The 21,597-nt window shown below is 65.0% G+C and carries 20 protein-coding genes; 5 read left to right on the top strand and 15 right to left on the bottom strand.

Features of this window, described 5'->3' with window-relative positions:
* Positions 1 to 497 precede the first annotated feature (497 nt).
* From A8950_RS17060 to pgsA, 5 genes are all read right to left on the bottom strand, one after another.
* On the bottom strand, positions 498 to 737 hold the full coding sequence (locus A8950_RS17060) for a ribbon-helix-helix domain-containing protein (RefSeq protein ID WP_243735683.1): 240 nt from the start codon (positions 735 to 737) through the stop codon (positions 498 to 500).
* 45 nt (positions 738 to 782) lie between these two features.
* Complete coding sequence (fumC, locus tag A8950_RS17055; RefSeq protein WP_133614881.1) at positions 783 to 2,216, bottom strand: class II fumarate hydratase; 1,434 nt, start codon at positions 2,214 to 2,216, stop codon at positions 783 to 785.
* Between the two features lie 84 nt (positions 2,217 to 2,300).
* Entirely contained in the window at positions 2,301 to 2,705 is a 405-nt protein-coding gene (locus tag A8950_RS17050) for a TfoX/Sxy family protein (protein ID WP_133614880.1), read from the bottom strand.
* 1 nt (position 2,706) lies between these two features.
* Positions 2,707 to 3,213 carry a molybdopterin-guanine dinucleotide biosynthesis protein B gene (gene mobB / locus A8950_RS17045; protein WP_133614879.1) on the bottom strand — a complete coding sequence of 169 codons (507 nt, stop codon included), beginning with the start codon at positions 3,211 to 3,213 and terminating at the stop codon, positions 2,707 to 2,709.
* Positions 3,214 to 3,237: 24 nt separating this feature from the next.
* A complete protein-coding gene (pgsA, locus tag A8950_RS17040; RefSeq protein WP_133614878.1) occupies positions 3,238 to 3,807 on the bottom strand; it encodes a CDP-diacylglycerol--glycerol-3-phosphate 3-phosphatidyltransferase in 570 nt (189 codons plus the stop codon).
* Between the two features lie 277 nt (positions 3,808 to 4,084).
* Between pgsA and A8950_RS17035 the strand changes: the two genes are divergently transcribed.
* Entirely contained in the window at positions 4,085 to 4,417 is a 333-nt protein-coding gene (locus tag A8950_RS17035; protein WP_133614902.1) for an SMR family transporter, read from the top strand.
* A gap of 12 nt (positions 4,418 to 4,429) precedes the next feature.
* On the opposite strand, the gene uvrC is transcribed toward A8950_RS17035, so the two are convergent.
* The 4 genes from uvrC to ribB form a co-directional block, all read right to left on the bottom strand.
* On the bottom strand, positions 4,430 to 6,301 hold the full coding sequence (gene uvrC, locus A8950_RS17030; protein WP_243735685.1) for an excinuclease ABC subunit UvrC: 1,872 nt from the start codon (positions 6,299 to 6,301) through the stop codon (positions 4,430 to 4,432).
* 578 nt (positions 6,302 to 6,879) lie between these two features.
* Positions 6,880 to 7,290, bottom strand: a complete 411-nt coding sequence (locus A8950_RS17025) for a dihydroneopterin aldolase (protein ID WP_133614877.1) — start codon at positions 7,288 to 7,290, stop codon at positions 6,880 to 6,882.
* 161 nt (positions 7,291 to 7,451) lie between these two features.
* The gene (locus A8950_RS17020) at positions 7,452 to 8,219 is read right to left on the bottom strand and encodes an SDR family oxidoreductase (protein WP_133614876.1); all 768 of its coding nucleotides are present in this window, start codon (positions 8,217 to 8,219) and stop codon (positions 7,452 to 7,454) included.
* 3 nt (positions 8,220 to 8,222) lie between these two features.
* Positions 8,223 to 9,326 carry a 3,4-dihydroxy-2-butanone-4-phosphate synthase gene (gene ribB / locus A8950_RS17015; RefSeq protein WP_133614875.1) on the bottom strand — a complete coding sequence of 368 codons (1,104 nt, stop codon included), beginning with the start codon at positions 9,324 to 9,326 and terminating at the stop codon, positions 8,223 to 8,225.
* Positions 9,327 to 9,960: 634 nt separating this feature from the next.
* On the opposite strand from ribB, the gene A8950_RS17010 reads away from it, so the two are divergent.
* From A8950_RS17010 to A8950_RS16995, 4 genes are all read left to right on the top strand, one after another.
* The gene (locus A8950_RS17010; RefSeq protein WP_133614874.1) at positions 9,961 to 11,604 is read left to right on the top strand and encodes an ABC transporter substrate-binding protein; all 1,644 of its coding nucleotides are present in this window, start codon (positions 9,961 to 9,963) and stop codon (positions 11,602 to 11,604) included.
* Between the two features lie 109 nt (positions 11,605 to 11,713).
* Positions 11,714 to 12,751, top strand: coding sequence for an ABC transporter permease (locus tag A8950_RS17005; RefSeq protein ID WP_208109907.1), 1,038 nt, complete (start codon positions 11,714 to 11,716; stop codon positions 12,749 to 12,751).
* A gap of 10 nt (positions 12,752 to 12,761) precedes the next feature.
* Positions 12,762 to 13,919: an ABC transporter permease gene (locus tag A8950_RS17000; protein ID WP_133614873.1), complete on the top strand. Its 1,158-nt coding sequence runs from the start codon at positions 12,762 to 12,764 to the stop codon at positions 13,917 to 13,919.
* A 14-nt stretch (positions 13,920 to 13,933) separates the two neighbouring features.
* Positions 13,934 to 16,045, top strand: a complete 2,112-nt coding sequence (locus tag A8950_RS16995; protein WP_166645249.1) for a dipeptide ABC transporter ATP-binding protein — start codon at positions 13,934 to 13,936, stop codon at positions 16,043 to 16,045.
* 22 nt (positions 16,046 to 16,067) lie between these two features.
* Here A8950_RS16995 and A8950_RS16990 read toward each other — a convergent pair whose 3' ends face one another.
* From A8950_RS16990 to A8950_RS16965, 6 genes are all read right to left on the bottom strand, one after another.
* On the bottom strand, positions 16,068 to 17,171 hold the full coding sequence (locus tag A8950_RS16990; RefSeq protein ID WP_133614871.1) for a mandelate racemase/muconate lactonizing enzyme family protein: 1,104 nt from the start codon (positions 17,169 to 17,171) through the stop codon (positions 16,068 to 16,070).
* 111 nt (positions 17,172 to 17,282) lie between these two features.
* Positions 17,283 to 17,531: a cold shock domain-containing protein gene (locus tag A8950_RS16985; RefSeq protein ID WP_133614870.1), complete on the bottom strand. Its 249-nt coding sequence runs from the start codon at positions 17,529 to 17,531 to the stop codon at positions 17,283 to 17,285.
* Complete coding sequence (locus tag A8950_RS16980) at positions 17,509 to 18,342, bottom strand: ABC transporter permease (protein WP_133614869.1); 834 nt, start codon at positions 18,340 to 18,342, stop codon at positions 17,509 to 17,511. The genes A8950_RS16985 and A8950_RS16980 overlap by 23 nt, the downstream gene beginning before the upstream one ends.
* Positions 18,332 to 19,252: an ABC transporter permease gene (locus tag A8950_RS16975; RefSeq protein ID WP_133614868.1), complete on the bottom strand. Its 921-nt coding sequence runs from the start codon at positions 19,250 to 19,252 to the stop codon at positions 18,332 to 18,334. The genes A8950_RS16980 and A8950_RS16975 overlap by 11 nt, the downstream gene beginning before the upstream one ends.
* Positions 19,253 to 19,259: 7 nt before the next feature.
* A complete protein-coding gene (locus A8950_RS16970; protein ID WP_133614899.1) occupies positions 19,260 to 20,294 on the bottom strand; it encodes an ABC transporter ATP-binding protein in 1,035 nt (344 codons plus the stop codon).
* Positions 20,295 to 20,420: 126 nt separating this feature from the next.
* The gene (locus A8950_RS16965; RefSeq protein ID WP_133614867.1) at positions 20,421 to 21,587 is read right to left on the bottom strand and encodes an ABC transporter substrate-binding protein; all 1,167 of its coding nucleotides are present in this window, start codon (positions 21,585 to 21,587) and stop codon (positions 20,421 to 20,423) included.
* Between the last annotated feature and the right edge of the window lie 10 nt (positions 21,588 to 21,597).

Genomic DNA, 21,597 nt, shown 5'->3' with positions numbered 1-21,597 from the left:
GGTCCAGCCGCGAGGGAGATCCCCTCGCGCCTGCACCCGGGGAGCCACAGCGCCTACAGGCCGGCAGCAGCCGGTCCCCCGGAGCCAGCGGGTCAGCGGCTCCCCTCCGGGCCGGCGGGTTGCCGGCGTCCCCTCGGCGCGTGGCATGCCCATGTTCGCCCCTGCCGGTCGATGGCGGCGCGTGATCGCCCCCTCCGGCCGGCAGGCCCGGCATGGCGGTGAACGCGCCCCTCGCGGCGTGAGTCCTGGCCTCGGCCAGGGCCGGATAACGCCAGGGCCCCAGGACCGGGCGGATGCCGGTTCCCCGATGGACGCTGCGGGTGTCGGCGCTCCCCCCGGTTCCAGGGACAAGGATCCCGGCAGCCGCCCGTCGTAACAGGGGAAGGCATTGATGTCCGGGTCATTCCATCTGCGGCGGCAAGACAAAAAGGCCAGAGACGGAGAGCGAACGGAAAAGGGGAAAACGACGCGGGCAGGGAACAAGCGGCCGCAACCGGTCAGAGCTCCAGCGCCGCCCGCAGCACGAAGACGCGGATGGCGCTGGAGAGATTGGGCGCACCCGGATCCTCGGCGCGGGCCTGGTCGATTTCCTCGATCACGGCCGAGACGGATTGCCCGCGCCGCTGTGCGATGTCGCGCAGGCTGTCCCAGAAGATCTGTTCCAGCGTCACCGAGGTGGAATGCCCGGCGATGTTGACCGAGCGTTTCCGCAATCTGGTCGGCGCTGGCGACGTCACGGATTCCGCCGTCAAGTCGTTGCCGTCATGAGTCGCGCGGTTGCGTTACTTCGGTCCCAGCATGTCCTGCGGGCGCACCCATTTGTCGAACTGCTCGGCGGTCAGCAGGCCGAGGGCCAGCGCCGCCTCCTTCAGGCTGGTGCCTTCCTTGTGCGCCTTCTTTGCCACCTTGGCGGCGTTGTCATAGCCGATATGGGTGTTGAGGGCGGTGACCAGCATCAGCGACTGCTCCAGCGACTGCTTGATCTTCGGCAGGTTGGGGGTGATGCCGGCGACGCAATTGTCGGTGAAGCTCATCGCGGCATCGGCGATCAATTGCCCTGATTGCAGCACGTTGTGGATGATCACCGGCTTGAACACGTTGAGCTCGAGATGGCCGTTGGACCCGGCCACGGTGACCGCCACATGGTTGCCCATGATCTGCGCACAGACCATGGTCATGGCCTCCGCCTGGGTCGGGTTGACCTTGCCCGGCATGATCGACGAGCCGGGCTCGTTCTCCGGCAGGTTGATCTCGGCCAGGCCCGAACGCGGGCCCGAGCCCAGCAGGCGGATGTCGTTGGCGATCTTCATCAGCGAACAGGCGATGACGTTGTAGGCGCCGGAGATCTCGACGAAGGCGTCATGCGCCGCCATGCCCTCGAACTTGTTGTCGGCGGTCCGATAGGGCTGGTCGGTCAGCTTGGCCAGTTCCTTGGCAAAAGCCTTGTCGAAGCCCTTGGCGGCATTGAGGCCGGTGCCGACCGCGGTGCCGCCCTGCGGCACGGAAAGCAGGCGCGGCGCCGTCGCCTGCACGCGCTCGATGCCGAGGCGCACCTGGGCGGCAAAGGCCGAGAATTCCTGGCCCAGCGTCACCGGCGTCGCATCCTGCAGATGGGTGCGGCCGATCTTGATGATCTTCTGGAATTCCTTGGCCTTCTTCTCCAGCGCCGAAGCCAGGTGGTCGAGTGCCGGAATCACCTCCTCGGCGATCTGGTCGACCGCCGCGATATGCATCGCGGTCGGGAAGCTGTCGTTCGAGGATTGGCCGTAATTCACCTGGTCGTTGGGGTGGATCGGCTTCTTGTCGCCGCGCTTGCCGCCCAGCATCTCGTTGGCGCGGTTGGCGATCACCTCGTTGACGTTCATGTTGGTCTGGGTGCCGGAGCCGGTCTGCCACACGACCAGCGGGAAATGATCGTCGAGGGCGCCCGCCGCCACCTCGGCCGAGGCCTCGGCGATCGCCTTGCCGAGTTTCTTGTCGAGCTTGCCGAGCTTCATGTTGGCAAGGGCCGCCGCCTGCTTCAGCGTGCCGAAGGCGCGGATGACGCCGACCGGCATGCGCTGGCCGCCGATGCGGAAATTTTGCAGGCTGCGCTGGGTCTGCGCGCCCCACAGCTTGTCCGCCGGCACCTCGATCGGGCCCATGGAATCGGTCTCGATGCGGGTGGCGCTCCTGGTGCTCGCGGTCCGGGCGCGGGCTGCTGCCTTCTTGGCCATCTTGGTCTCCATCGGGAAAGGCGTCGGAAAAGGGTCGGACCCGTTCTAGCCAGTTTCACCACCCGATGAAAGGGCGGCGAAGGTCTAAAGGAACGGGTTCCGCCGCCGCTTCGGCGCTGCCGGGCGCGACCTGTTGGCGCGGGGCTTCCTGGCGGCGGCGATGCGACGACTGGCGGCCGCGGCTCGCCGCACCCATTCCTGTAACGTTCCGGTGTCGTCAAGGACTGCCGGCGGGCAGCGCCAATAGCTGTCGATGGTGACCTCGCCATTGCGCTTCATGTAGCGGAAGGGTTCGCTGCCGGCCGCCCGGAAATCCGGCCGGTTGCCGTCATCGACCTTGAGATAGAAGCCGGATTTCAGCACCAGGCCGAAGATGACGCCATCCAGATAGAGGCCATAGCCGCTGAACATCGCTTTGGCGCGGAAGGGGCCGAGCGGGGTCAGCTTACGCTCCAGCCCGGCGACGATGGCTTTCTCCGCCGCGGACATTTCAGGCGCGGGGCTTGAGGCCGCAATGGGCCATCACGAAATCGGCGATCGCCGCGATGTCGTTGAGGTCGAGCACCGGCAGGGGCGTCTCCGGCACCTTGCCGTCGCTCAGTACCGCGACATAGGTGGCGTCGCCGTCCGAGAGCAGCGGCTTGCCGTTCGCCGCGCGATAGATCTCCAGCTTGTCGTGGGGCTCGTTCTTGAATCCCTCGACCAGCAGCAGGTCGACCGGCGTCATGTGGCTGACAAGGGTGGCGGCATCCGGTTCGGCCGCGTCGCGCAATTCGTGCATCAAGGCCCAGCGCCGGCCCGAGGCGACCATGACCTCGGTGGCGCCGGCCGCGCGGTGGACATATGAATCCTTGCCCGGCGTGTCGACGTCGAAGGCGTGGTGCGCATGCTTCATGGTGGAGACGCTGACGCCCCGCCCGATCAGTTCGGGAATGAGCCGCGCCAGCAGCGTCGTCTTGCCGGCACCACTCCAGCCGGCAATGCCGAGGATCTTCATGAAAGTGCCGTCACGTCAGGCGGGCTATTTGCGGGCCGACGGGTCATCGGCCATGTGGCGGATGCCGACGCGCAGATAGTCATAGCCGGTGACGACGGTGAGCGCCGCCGCCAGCCATAGCAGGCCGTCGCCGATCTCGACCACCGGCAGCCATTGCGGCCCGGCCGAACCGACGATCAGGAAACCCAGCGCCAGCATCTGCGCGGTGGTCTTCCACTTGGCCAGCATGGTCACCGGAACGCCGACCTTGAGTTCGGCCAGGTATTCGCGCAGGCCCGAGACCATGATCTCGCGGCACATGATGATGAGGGCGGGCAACACCGACCAGCCGCTGACCTGTTGCGTGGCGACCAGCGCCATCAGGATGGCGCCGACCACCAGCTTGTCGGCGATCGGGTCGAGGAAGCGCCCCAGCGCCGAGACCTGGTCCATGCGCCGGGCGATATAGCCGTCGAAGAAATCGGTGATGCAGGCGATGGCGAACAGGATCAGCGCCGACCAGCGGAAGACCGGCTGTTCCAGGAACAAAAGGCCGGCGATCAGCGGGATGGCGGCGATCCGGGACAGGGTCAGGGTATTGGCGATATTCGGCATGGCGGGTCTGGCGTGACAATCGGTGCCGGGTGGACGGCGATTTGCGTGAATGCTGGATTGATGGGTGGATGTGACACTAGCAGGAACATTTCCCCCTGTCACATTCCCCCCTGTCACATTCCCCCCTGTCACATTCCCCCCTGTCACATTCCCCCCTGTCACATTCCTACGGGGGACTGGCGCCATGTCGCTTTTTGCCAAGCGGTCCGCAGCCCAACTGATATCAAATCCGCTCTCAACCGGCTCGATCGGGGGCCGCAAGCCGCCCGGAAGGAAAATCATGCATTTCGTCCATATGGTCCTTGCCATCGTCTTCGAGGTTCTGGGGACCAGCCTGCTGAAATATGCCGACGGCTTCACCAAGCTGTGGCCGACGCTCGGCACCGTGGCGAGCTATGCCGCCACCTTCTTCTTCCTCGGCCTTGCGCTGAAGGTGATTCCGATGGGCCCCGCCTATGCCATCTGGTCCGGCCTCGGCATCGTTCTCATCACCCTCATCGGGCTCTTCGTCTTTGGGCAGAAGCTGGATTTCTGGGCGGTGGTCGGCCTCGGCCTGATCATGGCCGGCGTCGTCGTCATCAACCTGCTCTCGAAGAGCGTGCCGCATTGAAGCCGCGCAGCTTCAGCTCTGGTGGAAATGGTCGTAGATCTTGCGGGCGACCGTTGCCGATATGCCGGGGACCGCGGCGAGGTCGGTGAGGCCGGCTTGCGCCACCGCCCGGGCGGAACCGAAATGCAGCAGCAGCGCCTTCTTGCGCTTGGCGCCGATGCCGGCGACCTCGTCCAGGGGTGACTTCGCGATATCGGCCGAGCGCTTGGCGCGGTGCGTGCCGATGGCGAAACGGTGCGCCTCGTCGCGCAGGCGCTGCAGGTAATAGAGCACCGGGTGCTTGGGATCTAGGCTGAACGGCGCCTGCCCCGGCATGAAGAAGCGCTCGCGCCCGGCATTGCGGTCCGGCCCCTTGGCGATGGCGGCCAGCGCCACGTCGTCGATGCCCAGTTCGGCGAAGACCTCCTCGGCCACGGTCAACTGCCCCTGGCCGCCGTCGATCAGCACCAGATCGGGCCAGGTGTCGCGTGCATCCTCCGGGTCCTCCTTGAGGGCGCGGGCGAAGCGGCGGGTCAGCACCTGGCGCATCATGGCATAGTCGTCGCCGGGCTCGATCGGCGCCTCGCCGGCTGCCAGATTGGCGGGTTTGATCGCGAATTTGCGGTACTGGTTCTTCATGAAGCCGTCGGGGCCGGCCACGATCATGCAGCCATAGGCGTTGGTGCCGCTGATATGGCTGTTGTCATAGACCTCGATGCGGTCGGGCGGCGCCTCCAGGCCGAACACCTCCGCCATGCCGGCCATCAGCTTGTTCTGGCTTGCACTCTCGGCCATGCGGCGGGCCAGCGCATCCTTGGCATTGGCGAGGGCATGTTCGACCGGTTTCCGCTTGTCGCCGCGCTTCGGCTCCAGGATCTCGACCTTGGCTCCGGCGCGCATCGACAGCGCCTCGGTGAGGAGGTCGATCTCCGCCGGCATTTCGTTGACCAGGATGAGGCGCGGCGGCGTCTTGTTCTCGTAGAACTGCGCCATGAAGGCGGCCAGGATCTCCGGCGGCTCCGCGCTCTTGTCATGGGCCGGGAAATAGGCGCGGTTGCCGTAATTGCCGTGATTGCGGAAGAAGAATACCTGGATGCAGGTATGTCCGCTCTCGTGATAGGCGGCGATGATGTCGGCCTCCTCGACGCCTTCCAGATAGATGTCCTGGCGGCTCTGGATGAGGGCGAGGGCCTGGATGCGGTCACGCAGCTTGGCGGCGCGCTCGAATTCGAGGGCGTCCGAGGCCGCCTGCATGTCGACGGTCAGGCGCTGCTTGATCTTGTCGCTCTTGCCGGTCAGGAAATCGCGCGCCTCCTCGACCAGTTCGGCGTAGTCGGTCTCCGAGATGCGCCCGACGCAGGGCGCCGAGCAGCGCTTGATCTGGTACTGCAGGCAGGGCCGCGTGCGGCTGGCGAAGATGGAATCGGAACAGGGCCGCAGCAGGAAGGCGCGCTGCAGGGCGATAATGGTGCGGTTGACCGCACCGGCACTGGCGAAGGGACCGAAATACTGTCCCGGCCGGTTGCGGGCGCCCCGGTGCTTGGTGATCTGCGGCGCCGGATGGTCGGCGGTGATGAGGATATAGGGAAAGCTCTTGTCGTCGCGCAGGAGCACGTTGAAGCGCGGGCGGTAGCGCTTGATCAGATTGGCTTCCAGCAGCAGCGCCTCGACCTCGGTATGGGTCGTCACGAATTCCATGGTCGCCGTCTCGGCGATCATGCGCTGGATGCGGTTGGGCTGGCGCCGGGGCAGGGTATAGGCGGTGACCCGCTTCCGGAGGTCCTTGGCCTTGCCCACATAAAGTACCTCGCCGGCGGCCGAGATCATGCGGTAGCAGCCGGGCGAGGCGGGCAGGGTACGGACCTTGGCGCGGATGATGGCGGCGCCATGGGCGAGGCGGCTCATTCCCTTGGGCCGTGCCGCCGCTCCGTCGGGCGCTTCATCGATCTCGATGCCGAGCTCCTCTTCGGCTGCCGGTTCCTTCTCGTCGGCGGGGCCCGGCGCGGTCTTGGGGTCTGCGATCATGCCCATCGGGTTGTTAATCAAGGGATTTAATCCGCACTCTGCCCGGTCCGCGCCTCGGCGGGCGGCCTGGAACGAAGGCGGCACGAAACCTAGCATGGTTCGTCGGGCGCGTTAACTTTACGGATATCCACCAAATCTGTGGATAACTCTGTCGATATCCCCGGACCTTGAGAGTGGCCGGTCCCGGAATCAACCGCTCCCTCAATCTGCCCAAAAAACAGGCATAAAAACTATCGCTTTGATTTATAAATGTTTCTTGGAAAGTAAATGCAACCCGATCGTCACGAATGGGAATCCAGCTTGACTCTTTCGGCGGGTTGCGACTCGGCTCCGGCGTTGTGAACAACTTGGCTCAGGATTCGGTCATTAGAGTCCTGAAAGGCTTAACTTTTGGTCTTTTCCTGGTGAAAAAATCCGAAGCCGAGTCGAAAAAACCTGACCGATTCGCGACCCGCGTCCTAGCGGCGCCGTTCGATCTCGACACCGACGCTATAGGCCTCCTTGAAGACCTCCAGCTTGTCGATCCGCACCTTGACGCCGAGCACCCGGTGGTCGCGCAGGCAGATCTCGGCGATCCGGTCGGCCAGGGTCTCCACCAGATTGGTATGGCCGTCCGCCACCACTGCCTTGATCCCCATGACCGCAGTGGCATAGCAGACCACATTGTCCACATCGTCATTGATGTTGGGGTGCTCGAGGCAGGTCATTTCGACGTTGATCTGGATGCGCTGCTGGGCCAGGCGCTCGTGCTGGTGGATGCCGATCGAGCAGGGCAGGACCAGATCGCGGATGAAGACGCGCATGGTCGGCGCCTGCTCCGGCAGTGGCGCAAGCTTGCCGATGCTGTCGAGTTTTTCTGCAATATTCATGACGTCGGACCTCCCGGATCCTGCTGCATCACCGCGTTGCGCTGCACTCTGGAGCGTCACCGGTGGATCGGAGGGCCGCACCCTGGGGCCCGCATGAATGATCAACATTATAGGCAGGAGCGCGGTTCCTGGCTATCGCGCCGGGGGTTGCCCCGCCTGCGCTATTCGCGTGGCTGGAACCCCTTGTTCGGCACCTGCCAGCCCAGATGTTCGCCCCCGTCCAGCGCAATCATTTGTCCGGTCATCGACGGCGATCGCAAGATGTAGAGAACGGCCTCCGCGATTTCACCCGGCGTCGCGCCATGACCCAGCGGCATGGCGGCTGCCTGTGCGGCGAATTGTTCATCCGACTGGCGCGGGCTGGGCAGGGTCGGGCCGGGGCCGATGGCATTCACCCGGATGCGCGGCGCCAGCGCCAGCGCCATGGTCCGGGTCAGGGTCCAGAGGCCCATCTTCGCCACCGTGTAGGACATGAAATAGGGGGTGAGCTTCCACACCCGCTGGTCCAGCAGGTTGATGATGTTCGCGCCGCCGTCGGCCGGCAGGTGTCGCGCCAGGGCCTGGGACAGCACGAAGGGGGCCCGGAGATTGGTCTCGAGATGCCGGTCCCAGCTTTCGCGCGTCACGGTGTCGATCTTGTCCATCTCGAAGACCGAGGCGTTGTTGACTAGGCAGTTGACCGGGCCGAGGGCCTCGGCCGCCGCTGGAATGAGCGGTGTGACCTCGGCCTCGATGCCAAGATCTGCCTGGAGGAGATGGGCACGCCGGCCCAGAGCGCGGATTTCGGCCGCGGTCGCTTCCGCGGCATCCCGGGAGCGATGGTAGTGCAGGGCAATGTCCCAGCCGTCGCCGGCCAGTTTCAGCGCGATCTCGCGGCCGAGGCGCTTGGCGCCCCCGGTGACCAGGGCAATGCGTGCGGCCGCCGACATGGTTCAGAGCCGCTCCGTCGCCAGTATTTCGACGCCGAAGCCGGAGAGGCCCATATACTGGCGCTCGCGCGTCGCCAGCACGCGGATCGACTGGATGCCGAGATCGCGCAGGATCTGGGCACCAAGGCCGATCTCGCGCCATTGCTCGAGGCGCGAGGCCTCGCTGCCGGCAGCCGGCCGCGAGCTGGGCTGCACGCCGACGGCGCCTTCACGCAGATAGATGATGATGCCGCGCCCCTCGGCCTTGATCCGCTCCATGGCGCGGTGCACGGCACTTTCGCCCGGATTGAACACGTCGGTGACGGCATCCTCCTGCTGCAGGCGGATCATGATGTTGCCGCCGTCGCCGATATCGCCGAACACGGTGGCGATATGGTGCGCCGTGTCGAAGGCGGTGGAATAGACGATTGCCCGCGCCGGGCCGATTGCGGTCTGGACCTCGCCCTCGCTGGCGCGGGTGATGAGGGATTCGCGCTGCTGGCGATAGGCGATGAGGTCGTCGATCGAGACCACCAGCAGCTTGTGCTCGGCCGCGAAGGCAAGGATCTCCGGCAGGCGTTTCACCGTGCCGTCGTCATTAACCAGTTCCGAGATCAGCCCAACCGGCGGCAGGCCGGCGAGGCGCGCCATGTCGACCGCCGCCTCGGTATGGCCCGAGCGGATGAGGACGCCGCCCTCCCGCGCGATCAGCGGGAAGATGTGCCCCGGGCGCACGAAATCCTCGGCGCCGACATTGGGATTGGCCAGGGCGCGGATGCAGGCGCAGCGCTCCTGTGCCGAGATGCCGGTGGTCAGATCCTTGGTGTAGTCGATGGAAACGGTAAAGGCCGTGGCATGGGGCGCGACATTGTCCGCCACCATGGGTGTGAGGTGCAGGCGGCGGGCATCGGCCCGGGTGATCGGTGTGCACAGGATGCCGCTGGTATGGCGGATGAAGAAGGCGACCTGCTCCGGCGTCGCCTTCGAGGCGGCCATGATCAAATCGCCTTCGTTCTCGCGATCCTCGTCATCCACCACGATCACCGCCTGTCCGGCGGCGATGGCGGCGATGGCGTCTTCGATCCTGTCGAGCTGGCTGGTCGTCTGGCTGGTCGTCTGACTGGTCATGCGGCCTCGGGGCCGGGCCCTGGCCCGGATTGTGACGGTTGGGGTTTCCGGGCGGCAATAGCGCGTCCGGCATGTCGCCGCAAGTCCCGGGACCGTCGGGGAGAGACGGGCTGATGAGCCAGCGTCAGGCCATGATGCGTTTTTTGCATGCGTGATTGACGTTGGAAGGATTTTCGGTCGACACTGTATGAAACTAAGATTAACGCGACGCCGCCAGCCCGTTCTGCGGGTGCGAAAAAAAGGAACGACCCAGGATGGGCGTTCCGCCAATAACAGGCGGTCATCAAAGGGCAGCAGGCCGTCGTCCGCGGCGCGCCTGCCCCGCACAGGGATGTCGTTACCACAGGGAGGCTCAAGCATGGCTCATTTCCGACCCGACAAGGGTGACAGCCATCATTCGGACGATCCGGCCTTGGTGAAGCCGCTCTAGGTGCGGCACCTTCCGGTCGTGACGTTGTTCCGCCGGCTTCGCGCCGGAGAAGCGGGCCGAGCGGAGCCGATCCGGCCTCATGGCGGCAGAGCGGCGGAAGGGCCGGCGGGCAATGCCCCGTCAGCGGCTCATCCGGCATCAGGCACTGCAAAGAAAACAAGCGCAAATATCGACCAACAGATCGAGCAACAGGGAGAGGAAGAAATGATCTTCAAGAGCAACGGCAATCGCGTCCCCGATGCGATCAAGTCACTGGCCAAGGAGGCCAAGTCCGGCAAGATGAGCCGCCGTGAATTCCTGGCGACGGCCAGCGTGATGGGCGCGTCCACCGCCGTCGCCTATGGCATGCTGGGCCTTGCCGCGCCGAAGCCCGTCCGGGCCGAGGGCGGCAAGAAGGGCGGCGTCCTCAAGATGCAGATGATCATCAAGGAGATGAAGGACCCGCGCACCTGGGACTGGTCGGAAATGGCCAATGTCATGCGCCAGTGCAACGACTATTTCGTCCGCTATACCAAGGATTTCACCTTCGACGGCCACCTGCTCGAGAGCTGGGAGGTCAATGATGACGCCACCGAATATACCCTCAATGTCCGCAAGGGCGTGAAGTGGTCGAACGGCGACGATTTCAACGCCGATGACGTGATCTTCAACCTGACCCGGTGGTGCGACAAGTCGGCCGAAGGCAATTCGATGGCCGGGCGCATGAGCACCCTGATCGACGAGAAGACCGGCAAGGCAGCCGAGGGCGCCATCACCAAGGTCGACGACCACACCGTCAAGCTGAAGACCAGCCAGTCGGACATCACCATCATTCCCGGCATGGCGGACTATCCGGCCATCGTCGTGCACCGCGACTTCGAGAAGTCGGGCAGCGACATGCTGAAGACGCCTGGCACCGGCCCCTACGAGGTCGTCTCCTACGATGTGGGCAAGGCTGCGATCCTCAAGCGCCGCGAGAATTTCACCTGGTGGGGCGGCGAGACCTATCTGGACGGTGTCGAGTTCCTCGATTACGGCGTCGAGGCGAATGCCACGATCAGCGCCCTCGAGGCTGGTGAAATCGATGCCAACTACCAGACCGTCGGCGAGTCGGTGGCGCTGCTGGACAGCTTGGGTCTGATGAAGCAGGAAGTGCTCACCGCCTCCACCATCGTCCTGCGCACCAACGTCAACAACAAGCCGTTCGAGGACCAGCGCGTGCGCCAGGCCCTGCAGCTGGCGGTCGACAATGCGACCGTGCTCAAGCTCGGCTACAACGATGCCGGCGGCGTCGGCGAGAACCACCACGTGGCGCCAATCCATCCGGAATACTACGAACTGCCGAAGGTGCCGCGCGACCTCGAGAAGGCCAAGGCGCTGATGACCGAGGCCGGCTTGATGGACTATGAATTCGAGCTGATTTCCTATGACGCCGAATACGTGAAGGCCCCCGGCGACGTCATCGCCGCGCAGTGCCGCGAGGCCGGGTTCAAGATCAAGCGGACCGTGATTCCGGGCTCCAGCTTCTGGAACGACTGGACCAAATATCCATGGTCCACGACCGAGTGGAACATGCGCCCGCTCGGCGTCCAGGTTCTGGCGCTGGCCTATCGTACCGGCGAGGCCTGGAACGAGGCGGCCTATTCGAACCCGGAATTCGACACCAAGCTGAACGCGGCGCTGGCTGTCGCCGATGCGGACAAGCGGCGCGAACTGATGAAGGACATCGAAGCCATCCTGCAGGATTCGGGTATCATCATTCAGCCGTTCTGGCGTTCGCTCTACCGGCACCATGCGGATTATGTGAAGGGTCTGTTCATGCACCAGACGTTCGAAGTGCAGCTCGAGAACGTCTGGCTCGACAAGTAGCCTCGTTACGTCGAGAAGGGGAGGAGCCTCCTTGGGCTCCTCCCCTTCCGGCCCAGCGGTAGCCGCCAGGCGACTGGCATGCCGGTACGCATGGGTATAGGGGGCGGTCGTGCTCACATTCATCCTGAGGCGCCTCGGCGTCATGCTGTTGACGATGCTGTGCCTCAGCCTCGTTGTCTTCGCCTTCGTCAACCTGGAGCCGAACCTGCGCAAGCTCGCCATCTTCCAGACGGAGATGCGGGCCAGCGACCAGGACCTCGAGAACTGGCTGCAGCGCAACGGCTATCGCGATGACTTCACCATCCGCTTCGGCCGCTGGATCGGGGTGTGGCCGAAGGAGCCCGTGATCGACCCGTCGACCGGCCAGCCGGTGCCGCGCTTCCGCTATTGCGACGAATCCACGGAAACCAGCTTCTCCGGCGTGCTGCAGGGTGATTTCGGCTGCTCGACCGCCTTCCGCACCCCGGTCGCGGATCGCCTGAGCGAGGCCCTGGCGGCGACCGGGATCCTGATGTTCTGGGTGATGGTGGTGATGGTGCCGGTCTCGCTCCTGATCGGCGTGCTGGCCGGCATGCGCGAGGGGTCCCGGCTGGATCGAACGCTTTCCGTCGCCTCGATCGTGTCGACGGCGACACCGGAATACGTCTCGGCGGTGATCTTCACCGCAATCTTCGCCTCCTGGCTGGGTTGGCTCAACGGCTCGGCCGCGACCGCGCTGACGAAGGGCATCAGCTTCAACAATTTCACCCTGCCAGTGATGACCATGGCCATCTACGGCATCGGCTATATCGCGCGCATGACCCGCGCCTCCATGGCCGAGGTCATGACGGCGCAGTACATCCGCACCGCCAGGCTGAAGGGGCTCAGTTTCGGCGCGATCGTGGTCAAGCACGCCCTGCGCAATGCGCTGATCGCACCCTTCACCGTGATCATGCTGCAGTTTCCCTGGCTGCTGACCGGCGTCGTCGTCGTCGAATCGATCTTCAACTACAAGGGTTTCGGCTGGCTGCTGGTGCAGGCCGCGTCGAACAACGACATCGATCTGGTGCTGGCCTGCGGTCTCGTCTCGGTTGCCGTCGTGCTGCTGACGCAGCTGATTTCCGATGTCGGATACGCATTGCTCAATCCGCGCATCCGGGTTTCTTAGGAGCGGATGGATGGAATCAGTCGGAATCCTGGGAGTGGCAATCGGCATCGCCGGGCGTTTGTGGCCGGTGTGGCTGGCGCTGGCGCTGGTGGTGCTAATGGTCTTCAAGTTCAAGCGGCGCCTCGGCCTGTTCGGCCGGCTGTTCGATGACCGCGCCGGAATCGCCGGCGTTCTCATCTGCGGCTTCTGGCTGTTCACGGCCATTTTCGCCGATGTCGTCGCCCCGCTCGATCCGCGGGTGCAGGTGGCGGTGATGAAGAACGCCGTGCCCGGCGCCACCGAACCGGAGAGCGGGATGCTGTTCCTCCTCGGCGGCGATCTGCTCGCGCGCGATGTCTTCAGTCGCGTGGTCTATGGCGCGCGCATCGTGCTGACCATTGCGCCCGCGGCGACGCTGATTGCCTTCCTGGTCGGCATCTCGCTCGGCCTGCCGGCGGGCTATTTCGGCCAGCGCACCGACCAGGTGCTGTCCTTCCTGGCCAACCTCGTCCTCGCCTTCCCGGTGATCCTGCTGTTCTACCTGCTGGTGACGCCGGGCATCATGGACACGCCCATCCCCTATGCCATGGCCGGCGTGATGCTGCTGGTGCCGATCATCTTTTTCCTGGTGCTGTTCTACACGGGTTACGAGGCGCGCCCGGAGCGGCTATATCTCTATCTCGGCCTGACCCTTGTCATCGGCGGCTGGATCTATGCCGGGCTGGTGTTCGACAGCGATCCGCTCGGCATCATCGCGATCGAGCCCAACGAACTCAACATCTTCATCGCCGTGGTGTTCGCCTCCAGCCCGGGCGTGTTCCGCATCGTCCGCGGCCTGTGCCTCGAGATCAAGACGCGCGACTACATCGCCGCGGCCCAGACCAGGGGCGAAAGCCCCTGGTACATCATGCTGTGGGAGATGCTGCCGAATGCGCGCGGGCCGCTCATCGTCGATGCCTGCCTGCGCATCGGCTATACCACCATCCTGCTGGGCACGCTGGGCTTCTTCGGCCTCGGCATGGGGCCGGAAAGCCCCGACTGGGGCACGGCGATAAAGGACGGCAGCAATGTGGCGCAGCTGCGGCTCTATTTCTGGCAGGGGCTGGCGCCGGCCATCGCCCTGATGTCGCTGGTGCTCGGCCTCAACCTGCTGGCCGATTCGCTGCGCGAGCAGTCGTTGCGGGATTAGGGATGGAGGGCGGAATGGAAGCAGCGGCCGGTCAGGCGACGACCCCGATCCTCGAGATCGAGAATCTCTCGATCTCGTTCTTCACCCGCGCTGGCGAGATGCCTGCGGTGATGGACTTCTCCTGCACCGTCATGCCCGGCGAGGCGATGGGCATCGTCGGCGAATCCGGCTGCGGCAAGTCGACCGTCTCGCTTGGCATCATGCGCGATCTGCCCGGGATCGGCCGCATCGTCGGCGGGCGCATCAAGTTCCAGGGCCGCGATATGGGCGAGATGTCCGAGGCGGAACTGCGTGCCCTGCGCGGCTCCAAGATCGCGATGATCTACCAGGAGCCGATGGCCAGCCTCAATCCCGCCATGAAGATCGGCCAGCAGCTGATGGAAGTGCCGCTGATCCACGAGAAGGTGTCGAAGGCCGAGGCCCATCAGCGCGCGCTGGAGATGCTGAATGCCGTCCGCCTGCCGGATCCCGAGCGCATGATGCGCTCCTATCCGCACCAGCTTTCCGGCGGCCAGCAACAGCGCATCGTCATTGCCATGGCGCTGCTGTCGAAGCCGGCGCTGCTGCTGCTCGACGAGCCGACCACCGCCCTTGACGTGACGGTCGAGGCGGGCATCGTCGATCTGGTCAAGGATTTGAGCCGGAGCACCGGCACCTCAATGATCTTCGTGTCGCACAATCTCGGCCTGATTCTGGAAACCTGCGACCGCATCACGGTGATGTATTCCGGCGAGGCGGTGGAGACCGGATCGGTCAAGGACGTGTTCGACCGCATGCGGCATCCCTACACGCAGGGCCTGTTCCGCTCGATCCCGCTGCCGGGCGCCGACAAGAACAAGCGGCCGCTGATCGCCATTCCCGGCCAGTTGCCGCTGCCGCACGAGCGGCCGCAGGGGTGCAATTTCGGCCCGCGCTGCCAGCATTTCGTCAAGGGCCGGTGCGACGCCGCCGAGATACCCATGGTCAAGGTGGAAGGGCACGACAACCATTTCAGCCGCTGCGTCCGCTTCAACGAGATCGACTGGCAGGCCCTGCCGGAAGGGGCGGCAAAGGCGAGCGAGCCGGTCAAGGTCGGCGAACCCGTGCTGCAGATCGACGATCTGCGCAAATACTACCGGGTGGCCGCGAACGAGGTCTTCGCCGGCGGCGAGGACCGGGTGGTCAAGGCCAACGAGACGATCAGCTTCGAGGCGCGCGAATCCGAGACGGTGGCGATCGTCGGCGAATCCGGCTGCGGCAAGTCGACCCTGGCCAAGGTGCTGCTCGGCCTCGAGACCGCCACTAGCGGCAAGGTCACCCTGGCCGGACAGGAGATCCAGTCGACCGGGGTCGGCCTGCGCGACGTGCACACGGTCGCCTCGATCCAGATGGTGTTCCAGAACCCGTTCGACACGCTCAATCCCAGCCATACGGTCGGCGCGCAGATCATCCGCACGCTGGAGAAGTTCAAGGTCGGCAAGGACACGGCCGATCGCCGCAAGCGCATGCTGGAACTCCTCGATTTGGTGAAGCTGCCGCGCGCCTTCGAGAACCGCCGGCCGCGCCAGCTGTCGGGCGGCCAGAAGCAGCGCATCGGCGTGGCGCGCGCCTTTGCCGGCAACGCCAAGGTGGTGGTCGCCGACGAGCCGGTATCGGCCCTCGATGTGTCGGTGCAGGCGGCGGTGACCGAGCTGCTGATGGACATCCAGCGCCGCAACAAGACGACCATGCTGTTCATCAGCCACGACCTATCGGTCGTGCGCTACATCGCCGACCGCGTCATCGTCATGTATCTGGGCTATATCGTCGAGCAGGGCACCACCGACCAGATCTTCTCGCCGCCCTATCACCCCTATACCGAGGCGCTGCTCTCGGCGATCCCGATCGCCGATACCAGCGTCGTCAAGAAGCACATCGTGCTGAGCGGCGAAATGCCCTCGCCGATGAACCCGCCCAGCGGCTGCCCGTTCCAGACGCGCTGCCCGCGCAAGATCGGCGAGATCTGCGAGACGCAGACGCCGCCGGTGCGGGACCTCGGCGCCGGGCACCGCATCATGTGCCATCTCGACGTCGAAACCCTGCGGGCGATGGAGCCGGTGATCTCGCTGGGCGCCGGCGATCACGGCGCTCCCGAGGCACGGACGTAGCCGCCAGAGCGGCTGGCGCGACCTAGGCGAGTTCGCTCACCTGATAGGTCGATTTGGCGAGCCATTCCGGCTCGATCTCGATGCCCCAGCCGGGGGCATCGGTGACGGTCGCCTGGCCGTCCCTGATCTCGTAGGGGAAGCTGCGGAAAAGGCCGTATTGCCAAGGGTAGTAGTCCGGCCCCTCGATCGAGAATTCCAGATATTTGCCGGCATTGGGAATGGCGCGCAGCAGGTGCATGGTGAATAGCGTGACGAGGCCCCAATTGGCGGCGTGCGGCGTCACCGGCATGCCGGCCTCCGCCGCCATGCGGCAGACGGTCAGCGTCCGGGCGATGCCGCCGAGATAGAGGATGTCGGGTTGCAGGACGTCGACGACGCGGTCCCTGATCATCTGGCGCCAGACCGGGAATTCGCAATCCTGCTCGCCGCCGGTGACGTCGAGGTTGAGCGCTTCGGTCACTTCCTTGGTCTGTTCGAGCTCCCAATAGGGGCAGGGCTCCTCGAAATGCGAGACGCCCTCGCTCTCCAGCATGCGGCCGACGTCGATGGCGCGCTTCGGCGAGAAGCCGCTATTGGCGTCGACCAGCAGGGTAGCCTCGGGACCCAGCGCCTTGCGGATCGCGGGCACGATCGCCTCGGTGCGGCCAGGCCATTCGTCGACATCGTGGCCGCATTCGGCCCCGACGCGGAACTTGAAGGCGTCGAAGCCATGGGCGTCGCGCAGGCGCAGGAAGCGTTCGGCCTCCTGTTCCGGCGTGATGTCGCGCTTCATCGAAGAGGCATAGGCGCGGATCCTGCCCGGGGTGCCACCGAGGAGTTCGACCACCGGCTTGCCGGCGCGCTTGCCGCGCAGATCCCAGACCGCCGTGTCATAGCCGCCGACGGCCCGCTTCATGTAGGAACCGGGGAATTTGTGCTCGCGCTCGAGCGCCAGTTCGATCAGGGATTCCAGATCCGCTTCGTCCTTGCCCAGCACATAGGGGGCGACCTGGCGGTGAAAGACCTGGGCGGTGATGTCGCTGTGATAGGTCGAGAACTGGCCCCAACCTTGCGCTCCGCTCTCGTCGGTAATGCGCAGGAAGCCGACATAGCGGTTGCAGAAACTCTCCAGCTTGGTGATACGCAAGGCACTTCTCCCCGGCAGAATTGGCGCAGATTTATCGCCCGGTTGGGCGTTCCCGCGCAAGCGCAGGCTTCGTCATGCAGCGGTCATCGAATTGGGGGCAATCGGCCGGGATCAATCAGCCGGGCCGATGCGGCCGATGGTTATGGCGTAATAGCGCCCGTCGCCATGGCTGGCGCGGCGGAAGCTGATGCGCTCGCCCTCGGCGAGGCTGTCGAGGCCGCTGGCCGCGAGGTCCGCCAGGTGGACGAAGACGTCGGCCCCGCCGTCATCGGGCTTCACGAAGCCATAGCCCTTCTGCGGCTTGAACCACAGCACGGTGCCGGTGACCGGTGCCGGCTCACTTTCCGCTGCCGGCGACATCGTCGGTATCGCGGGTCAGGTAATAGGCCAGCAGGATGGGCACGAAGGTGATGATCATGACGAAGATGGCGGCAACATTGGTGACCGGGCGCTGGCGCGGCCGCGCCAGTTCGCCGAACATCCAGATCGGCAGGGTTTCCTGCTGGCCGGCGGTGAAGGTGGTGACGATGATCTCGTCGAAGGAAAGGGCGAAGGCCAGCATGCCGCCAGCCAGGATCGCGGTTGCCAGATTGGGCAAAATCACGTGGCGGAAGGTCTGGAAGGAGTTGGCGCCGAGATCCATCGAGGCCTCGATGAGGGCGGGCGAGGAGCGCCGCAGCCGCGCGATCGCGTTGTTGTAGACCACCACGATGCAGAAGGTGGCATGGCCGAGGACGATGGTGAAATAGGAGAAGGGAATCTCGCCCAGGGCAAAGGCCGAGCGCAGGCTGATGCCGGTGATGATGCCGGGCAGTGCGATCGGTAGCAGGATGAGAAGCGTCACAGATTCCTTGCCGAAGAAGCTGAAGCGGTACATGGCGGCGGCGGCACAGGTGCCGAGCACGATGGCGATCGCCATGGCGGCGAAGGCGACCCGGACCGACAGCCAGAAGGCGGCCCAGAAATCCGGCCGGTTCCAGGTCACCACGAACCATTCGGTGGTCAGGCCCGGCGGCGGAAAGGTGTAGCTGGCATCGTCGGTGGTGAAGCCGTAAAGGACGATGAACAGGATCGGCAGGTTGAGGAAGAGCACGCCGAACCAGGCGGCGGCCTTGAGGCCCCAGCTGGCCGAGCCCTTCGAGCGGTCGGGTGCGATTGCCTTAGAGCGCATCGAAGGCCCCCATGCGCTTGGCGATGGTGAGGTAGATGGCCATGATCAGGATCGGCACCATGGCAAAGGCGGCGGCCATCGGGATGTCGCCGGCAGTCCCCTGGAGCTGGTAGACGGCCTGGCCGATGAACGGCCTCGATGAGCCGATCAGCTGCGGAATGATGTAGTCGCCGAGCGTCAGCGAGAAGGTGAAGATCGAGCCGGCGGCGATGCCGGGAACCGCCAGCGGGAAGATCACCTTGCGGAAGGTTTCGCCCGGCCTGGCGCCGAGATCGCTGGAGGCCTCGAGCAGCGAGCGCGGCACGCGCTCCAGCGACGCCTGGATCGGCAACACCATAAACGGCAGCCAGATATAGGTGAAGGTGAGCGCCGTGCCGATATAGGAGGTCGAGAGCGACGAGCCGGCGACCACCGGCAGGGTAAGGATCCAGTTCAGCAGCCAACCCAGGCCAAGCGCCTCGAACAGCCAGTGGATGACCCCTTCCTTGGCCAGGATCAGCTTCCAGGAATAGACCCGCACCAGATAGTTGGACCAGAGCGGCAGCATCACGGCGATGTAGAACAGCGCCTTCACGCGGCCGCTGGCATAGCGCGCGACATAATAGGCCAGAGGGAAGGCCATGATGCCGCAGATGATCGTGACCACGCTGGCCATCAGCACCGTACGCAGGATGATGGCGCGGTTGGCGTCAGAGAACAGCCGCACGAAATTGTCGAGGCTGATGTCATAGACGATCTTGCCGGTGAAGTCGTCGATCGCGAAGAAGCTGTGTGCCAGCAGGCTGAACAGCGAGCCGAGATAGATGATGCCGAGCCACAGCAGCGGCGGCAGCAGCAACAGCAGCAGCACGAGCCTCGGGTGGTTGAACAGATAGGTCGAGGTCCGGTTGGACAGGCTGGCGCTGGTCATGGCGCGGTCAGCCGGCCAGCTGCATCAGGTGGCGTGCTTCCCACCAGAGCAGGACGCGCTCGCCCTCGGCCGGTTCCGCGTGCTGGTCGCGGTTCTGCACATTGACGGTGATCTCGCCGCCGCCATCGAGCGCCACGTCGTAGCGGGTGCTGGCGCCGAGATAGAGAATGGCTGCCACGCGCCCCTCGACCGCCATGGCATTGGCCGGCGCAGTCGCGCCGGGTGCCGCGAGATGGATCTTCTCCGGGCGGATCGAGCAGTGGGCCTTGCGACCGGTCAGGCGTTCGGCCACCGCCGGCGCCAGCAGGTTGGAAACGCCGACGAAGCCGGCAACGAAGGCGGTGGCAGGGTTCTCGTAGAGTTCGTTGGGCCGCGCCATCTGTTCGATGCGGCCCTGGTTGAACACGGCGACGCGGTCACTCATCGAAAGCGCCTCGCCCTGATCGTGGGTGACATAGACGAAGGTGATGCCGACACGGCGCTGGATCGCCTTCAGTTCCACCTGCATCTGCTCGCGCAGCTTCAAATCGAGCGCACCCAGCGGCTCGTCCAGCAGCAATACGCTGGGATGATTGACGAGAGCGCGCGCCAGAGCCACGCGCTGGCGCTGGCCGCCCGACAATTGCGACGGCTTGCGCCCGCCGAAACCGCCCAGCGCCACCATCTCCAGCATCTCCTCGGCCTGCCGGCGCCGCTCGGCCGCCGGCACCTTGCGGATCATCAGGCCGTAGGCGACGTTGTCGAGCACGTTCATGTGCGGGAACAGGGCGTAGTCCTGGAATACCGTGTTGACGTCACGGTCATAGGGCGGCACGCCGGCCATGTCCTTGCCGTGGATCGAAACGATGCCCGAAGTCGGCTGCTCGAAGCCGGCGATCAGGCGCAGGCAGGTGGTCTTGCCGCTGCCCGAGGGGCCCAGCATGGCGAAGAACTCGCCATCGAGGATGTCGAAACTGACCCCGTCGACCGCCTTCACCGCACCGTAATGGCGGGAAACCTCGCGAAAGGAGACTGCCACGCCGTCCTGGTTCACACCGCCCATGATTCCGTCCGTCACGTCGTTAACTTATTTTCACGGTCCGCCGCAAAGCGAACGGGGGCGGATCAAGCAGGATCCGCCCCCGCCGTCAAGTGCCGGATGCCGGCGATGGCCTCGCCAGCGGCCCGCCTATTGGCCGCTCTGCACGGCCTGGACCGCGCTCACCCAGTCGCGATAGGGCACGCATTCGCCGCCCTGGGTCGGGCAATCCTTCTCCGGCGTGCGCCAGAAATGGATGCGGTTGAAGAGCTGGATGCCGTTGACGATGCAGCCATTGGTCTCCGCCAGCATCGGGTCGTCGCAGGCGGCCGGCACGGCCGGCACGCTACCGAACCAGGCGGCGGTGCCGGCCTGGGCGACGTTGGTGAGCGAATGGTTGAGCCACATATAGGCGCAATTGGGATGCGGCGCGTCGACATGCATCATGGTGGTGTCGGCCCAGCCGGTGGCGCCCTCCTTCGGCACGGTCGAGCCGATCTTGATCTTGTCGCTGCCGCGCAGGGTATTCACCTGGAACGGCCAGGAGGTGGAAGCGACCACCCCCTCGTTGACGAAATCATCCATCTGCGCGACCACGTCCGACCAGTAGCGGTTGACCAGCTGGCGCTGCTGGCGCAGCAGATCGACCACGGCATCGAACTGGGCCTGGTTGAGTTCATACGGGTCCTTGATGCCGAGCTCCGGCTTGTTGACCATCAGATAGAGCGCCGCATCGGCCAGATAGATGGTGCCGTAATAGGCCTCGACGCGGCCCTTGTTCGACTTGCCGTCGGGCAGAACCTGCTCCTCGAACACGACCGACCAGCTCTGCGGGGCGTTCTCGAACACGTCGGCATTGTACATCAGCACATTGGCGCCCCATTGCCAGGGAACGCCATAATGCTGGCCACCCTCGGTGTGCCAGGGTGCATTCTGCAGCTTGGGATCGACCTTGGAGTATTCCGGGATGAGGGCGAGATTGATCGGCTGCACCGTGCCGCCGCGGATCAGGCGGACCGAGGCATCACCCGAGGCCGTGACGAGGTCGAAGCCGCCGCCATTCATCAGCGAGACCATCTCGTCCGAGCTGCCGGCCGTCTTCACGGTGACCTTGCAGCCGGTTTCCTTCTCGAAGCCCGTCACCCAGTCGAAATTGGGGTCGGTTTCGCCGCGCTCGATATAGCCGGGCCAGGCGACGATGGCGACTTCGCCTTCGCCCGCACCGATGCTCTGCAGCATGTCGGCTTGGGCGATGCCGCCGCCCAACAGCAGGGTCGCGGCGATTCCGGTGACCGCCAGCGGTGATTTGACAGACATGATAGCCTCT

The sequence above is a fragment of the Dongia mobilis genome, assembly GCF_004363235.1.
GTDB lineage: Bacteria > Pseudomonadota > Alphaproteobacteria > Dongiales > Dongiaceae > Dongia > Dongia mobilis.
Note: the sequence above shows the minus strand (reverse complement) of the source record. Positions and strands in the feature narration are given on the sequence as shown.

What these genes read in the sequence shown, in the direction of transcription:
- A8950_RS16965 (WP_133614867.1), bottom strand. Translation starts at nt 21,587, where the DNA reads ATGTCTGTCAAATCACCGCTGGCGGTCACCGGAATCGCCGCGACCCTG.
- pgsA (WP_133614878.1), bottom strand. Translation starts at nt 3,807, where the DNA reads ATGCCGAATATCGCCAATACCCTGACCCTGTCCCGGATCGCCGCCATC.
- A8950_RS17020 (WP_133614876.1), bottom strand. Translation starts at nt 8,219, where the DNA reads ATGTCGGCGGCCGCACGCATTGCCCTGGTCACCGGGGGCGCCAAGCGC.
- A8950_RS17000 (WP_133614873.1), top strand. Translation starts at nt 12,762, where the DNA reads ATGGAATCAGTCGGAATCCTGGGAGTGGCAATCGGCATCGCCGGGCGT.
- mobB (WP_133614879.1), bottom strand. Translation starts at nt 3,213, where the DNA reads ATGAAGATCCTCGGCATTGCCGGCTGGAGTGGTGCCGGCAAGACGACG.
- A8950_RS16980 (WP_133614869.1), bottom strand. Translation starts at nt 18,342, where the DNA reads ATGCGCTCTAAGGCAATCGCACCCGACCGCTCGAAGGGCTCGGCCAGC.
- A8950_RS16970 (WP_133614899.1), bottom strand. Translation starts at nt 20,294, where the DNA reads ATGGGCGGTGTGAACCAGGACGGCGTGGCAGTCTCCTTTCGCGAGGTT.
- A8950_RS17010 (WP_133614874.1), top strand. Translation starts at nt 9,961, where the DNA reads ATGATCTTCAAGAGCAACGGCAATCGCGTCCCCGATGCGATCAAGTCA.
- A8950_RS17025 (WP_133614877.1), bottom strand. Translation starts at nt 7,290, where the DNA reads ATGAATATTGCAGAAAAACTCGACAGCATCGGCAAGCTTGCGCCACTG.
- A8950_RS16985 (WP_133614870.1), bottom strand. Translation starts at nt 17,531, where the DNA reads ATGTCGCCGGCAGCGGAAAGTGAGCCGGCACCGGTCACCGGCACCGTG.
- fumC (WP_133614881.1), bottom strand. Translation starts at nt 2,216, where the DNA reads ATGGCCAAGAAGGCAGCAGCCCGCGCCCGGACCGCGAGCACCAGGAGC.
- A8950_RS16995 (WP_166645249.1), top strand. Translation starts at nt 13,934, where the DNA reads ATGGAAGCAGCGGCCGGTCAGGCGACGACCCCGATCCTCGAGATCGAG.
- ribB (WP_133614875.1), bottom strand. Translation starts at nt 9,326, where the DNA reads ATGACCAGTCAGACGACCAGCCAGACGACCAGCCAGCTCGACAGGATC.
- A8950_RS16975 (WP_133614868.1), bottom strand. Translation starts at nt 19,252, where the DNA reads ATGACCAGCGCCAGCCTGTCCAACCGGACCTCGACCTATCTGTTCAAC.
- A8950_RS17050 (WP_133614880.1), bottom strand. Translation starts at nt 2,705, where the DNA reads ATGTCCGCGGCGGAGAAAGCCATCGTCGCCGGGCTGGAGCGTAAGCTG.
- uvrC (WP_243735685.1), bottom strand. Translation starts at nt 6,301, where the DNA reads ATGAGCCGCCTCGCCCATGGCGCCGCCATCATCCGCGCCAAGGTCCGT.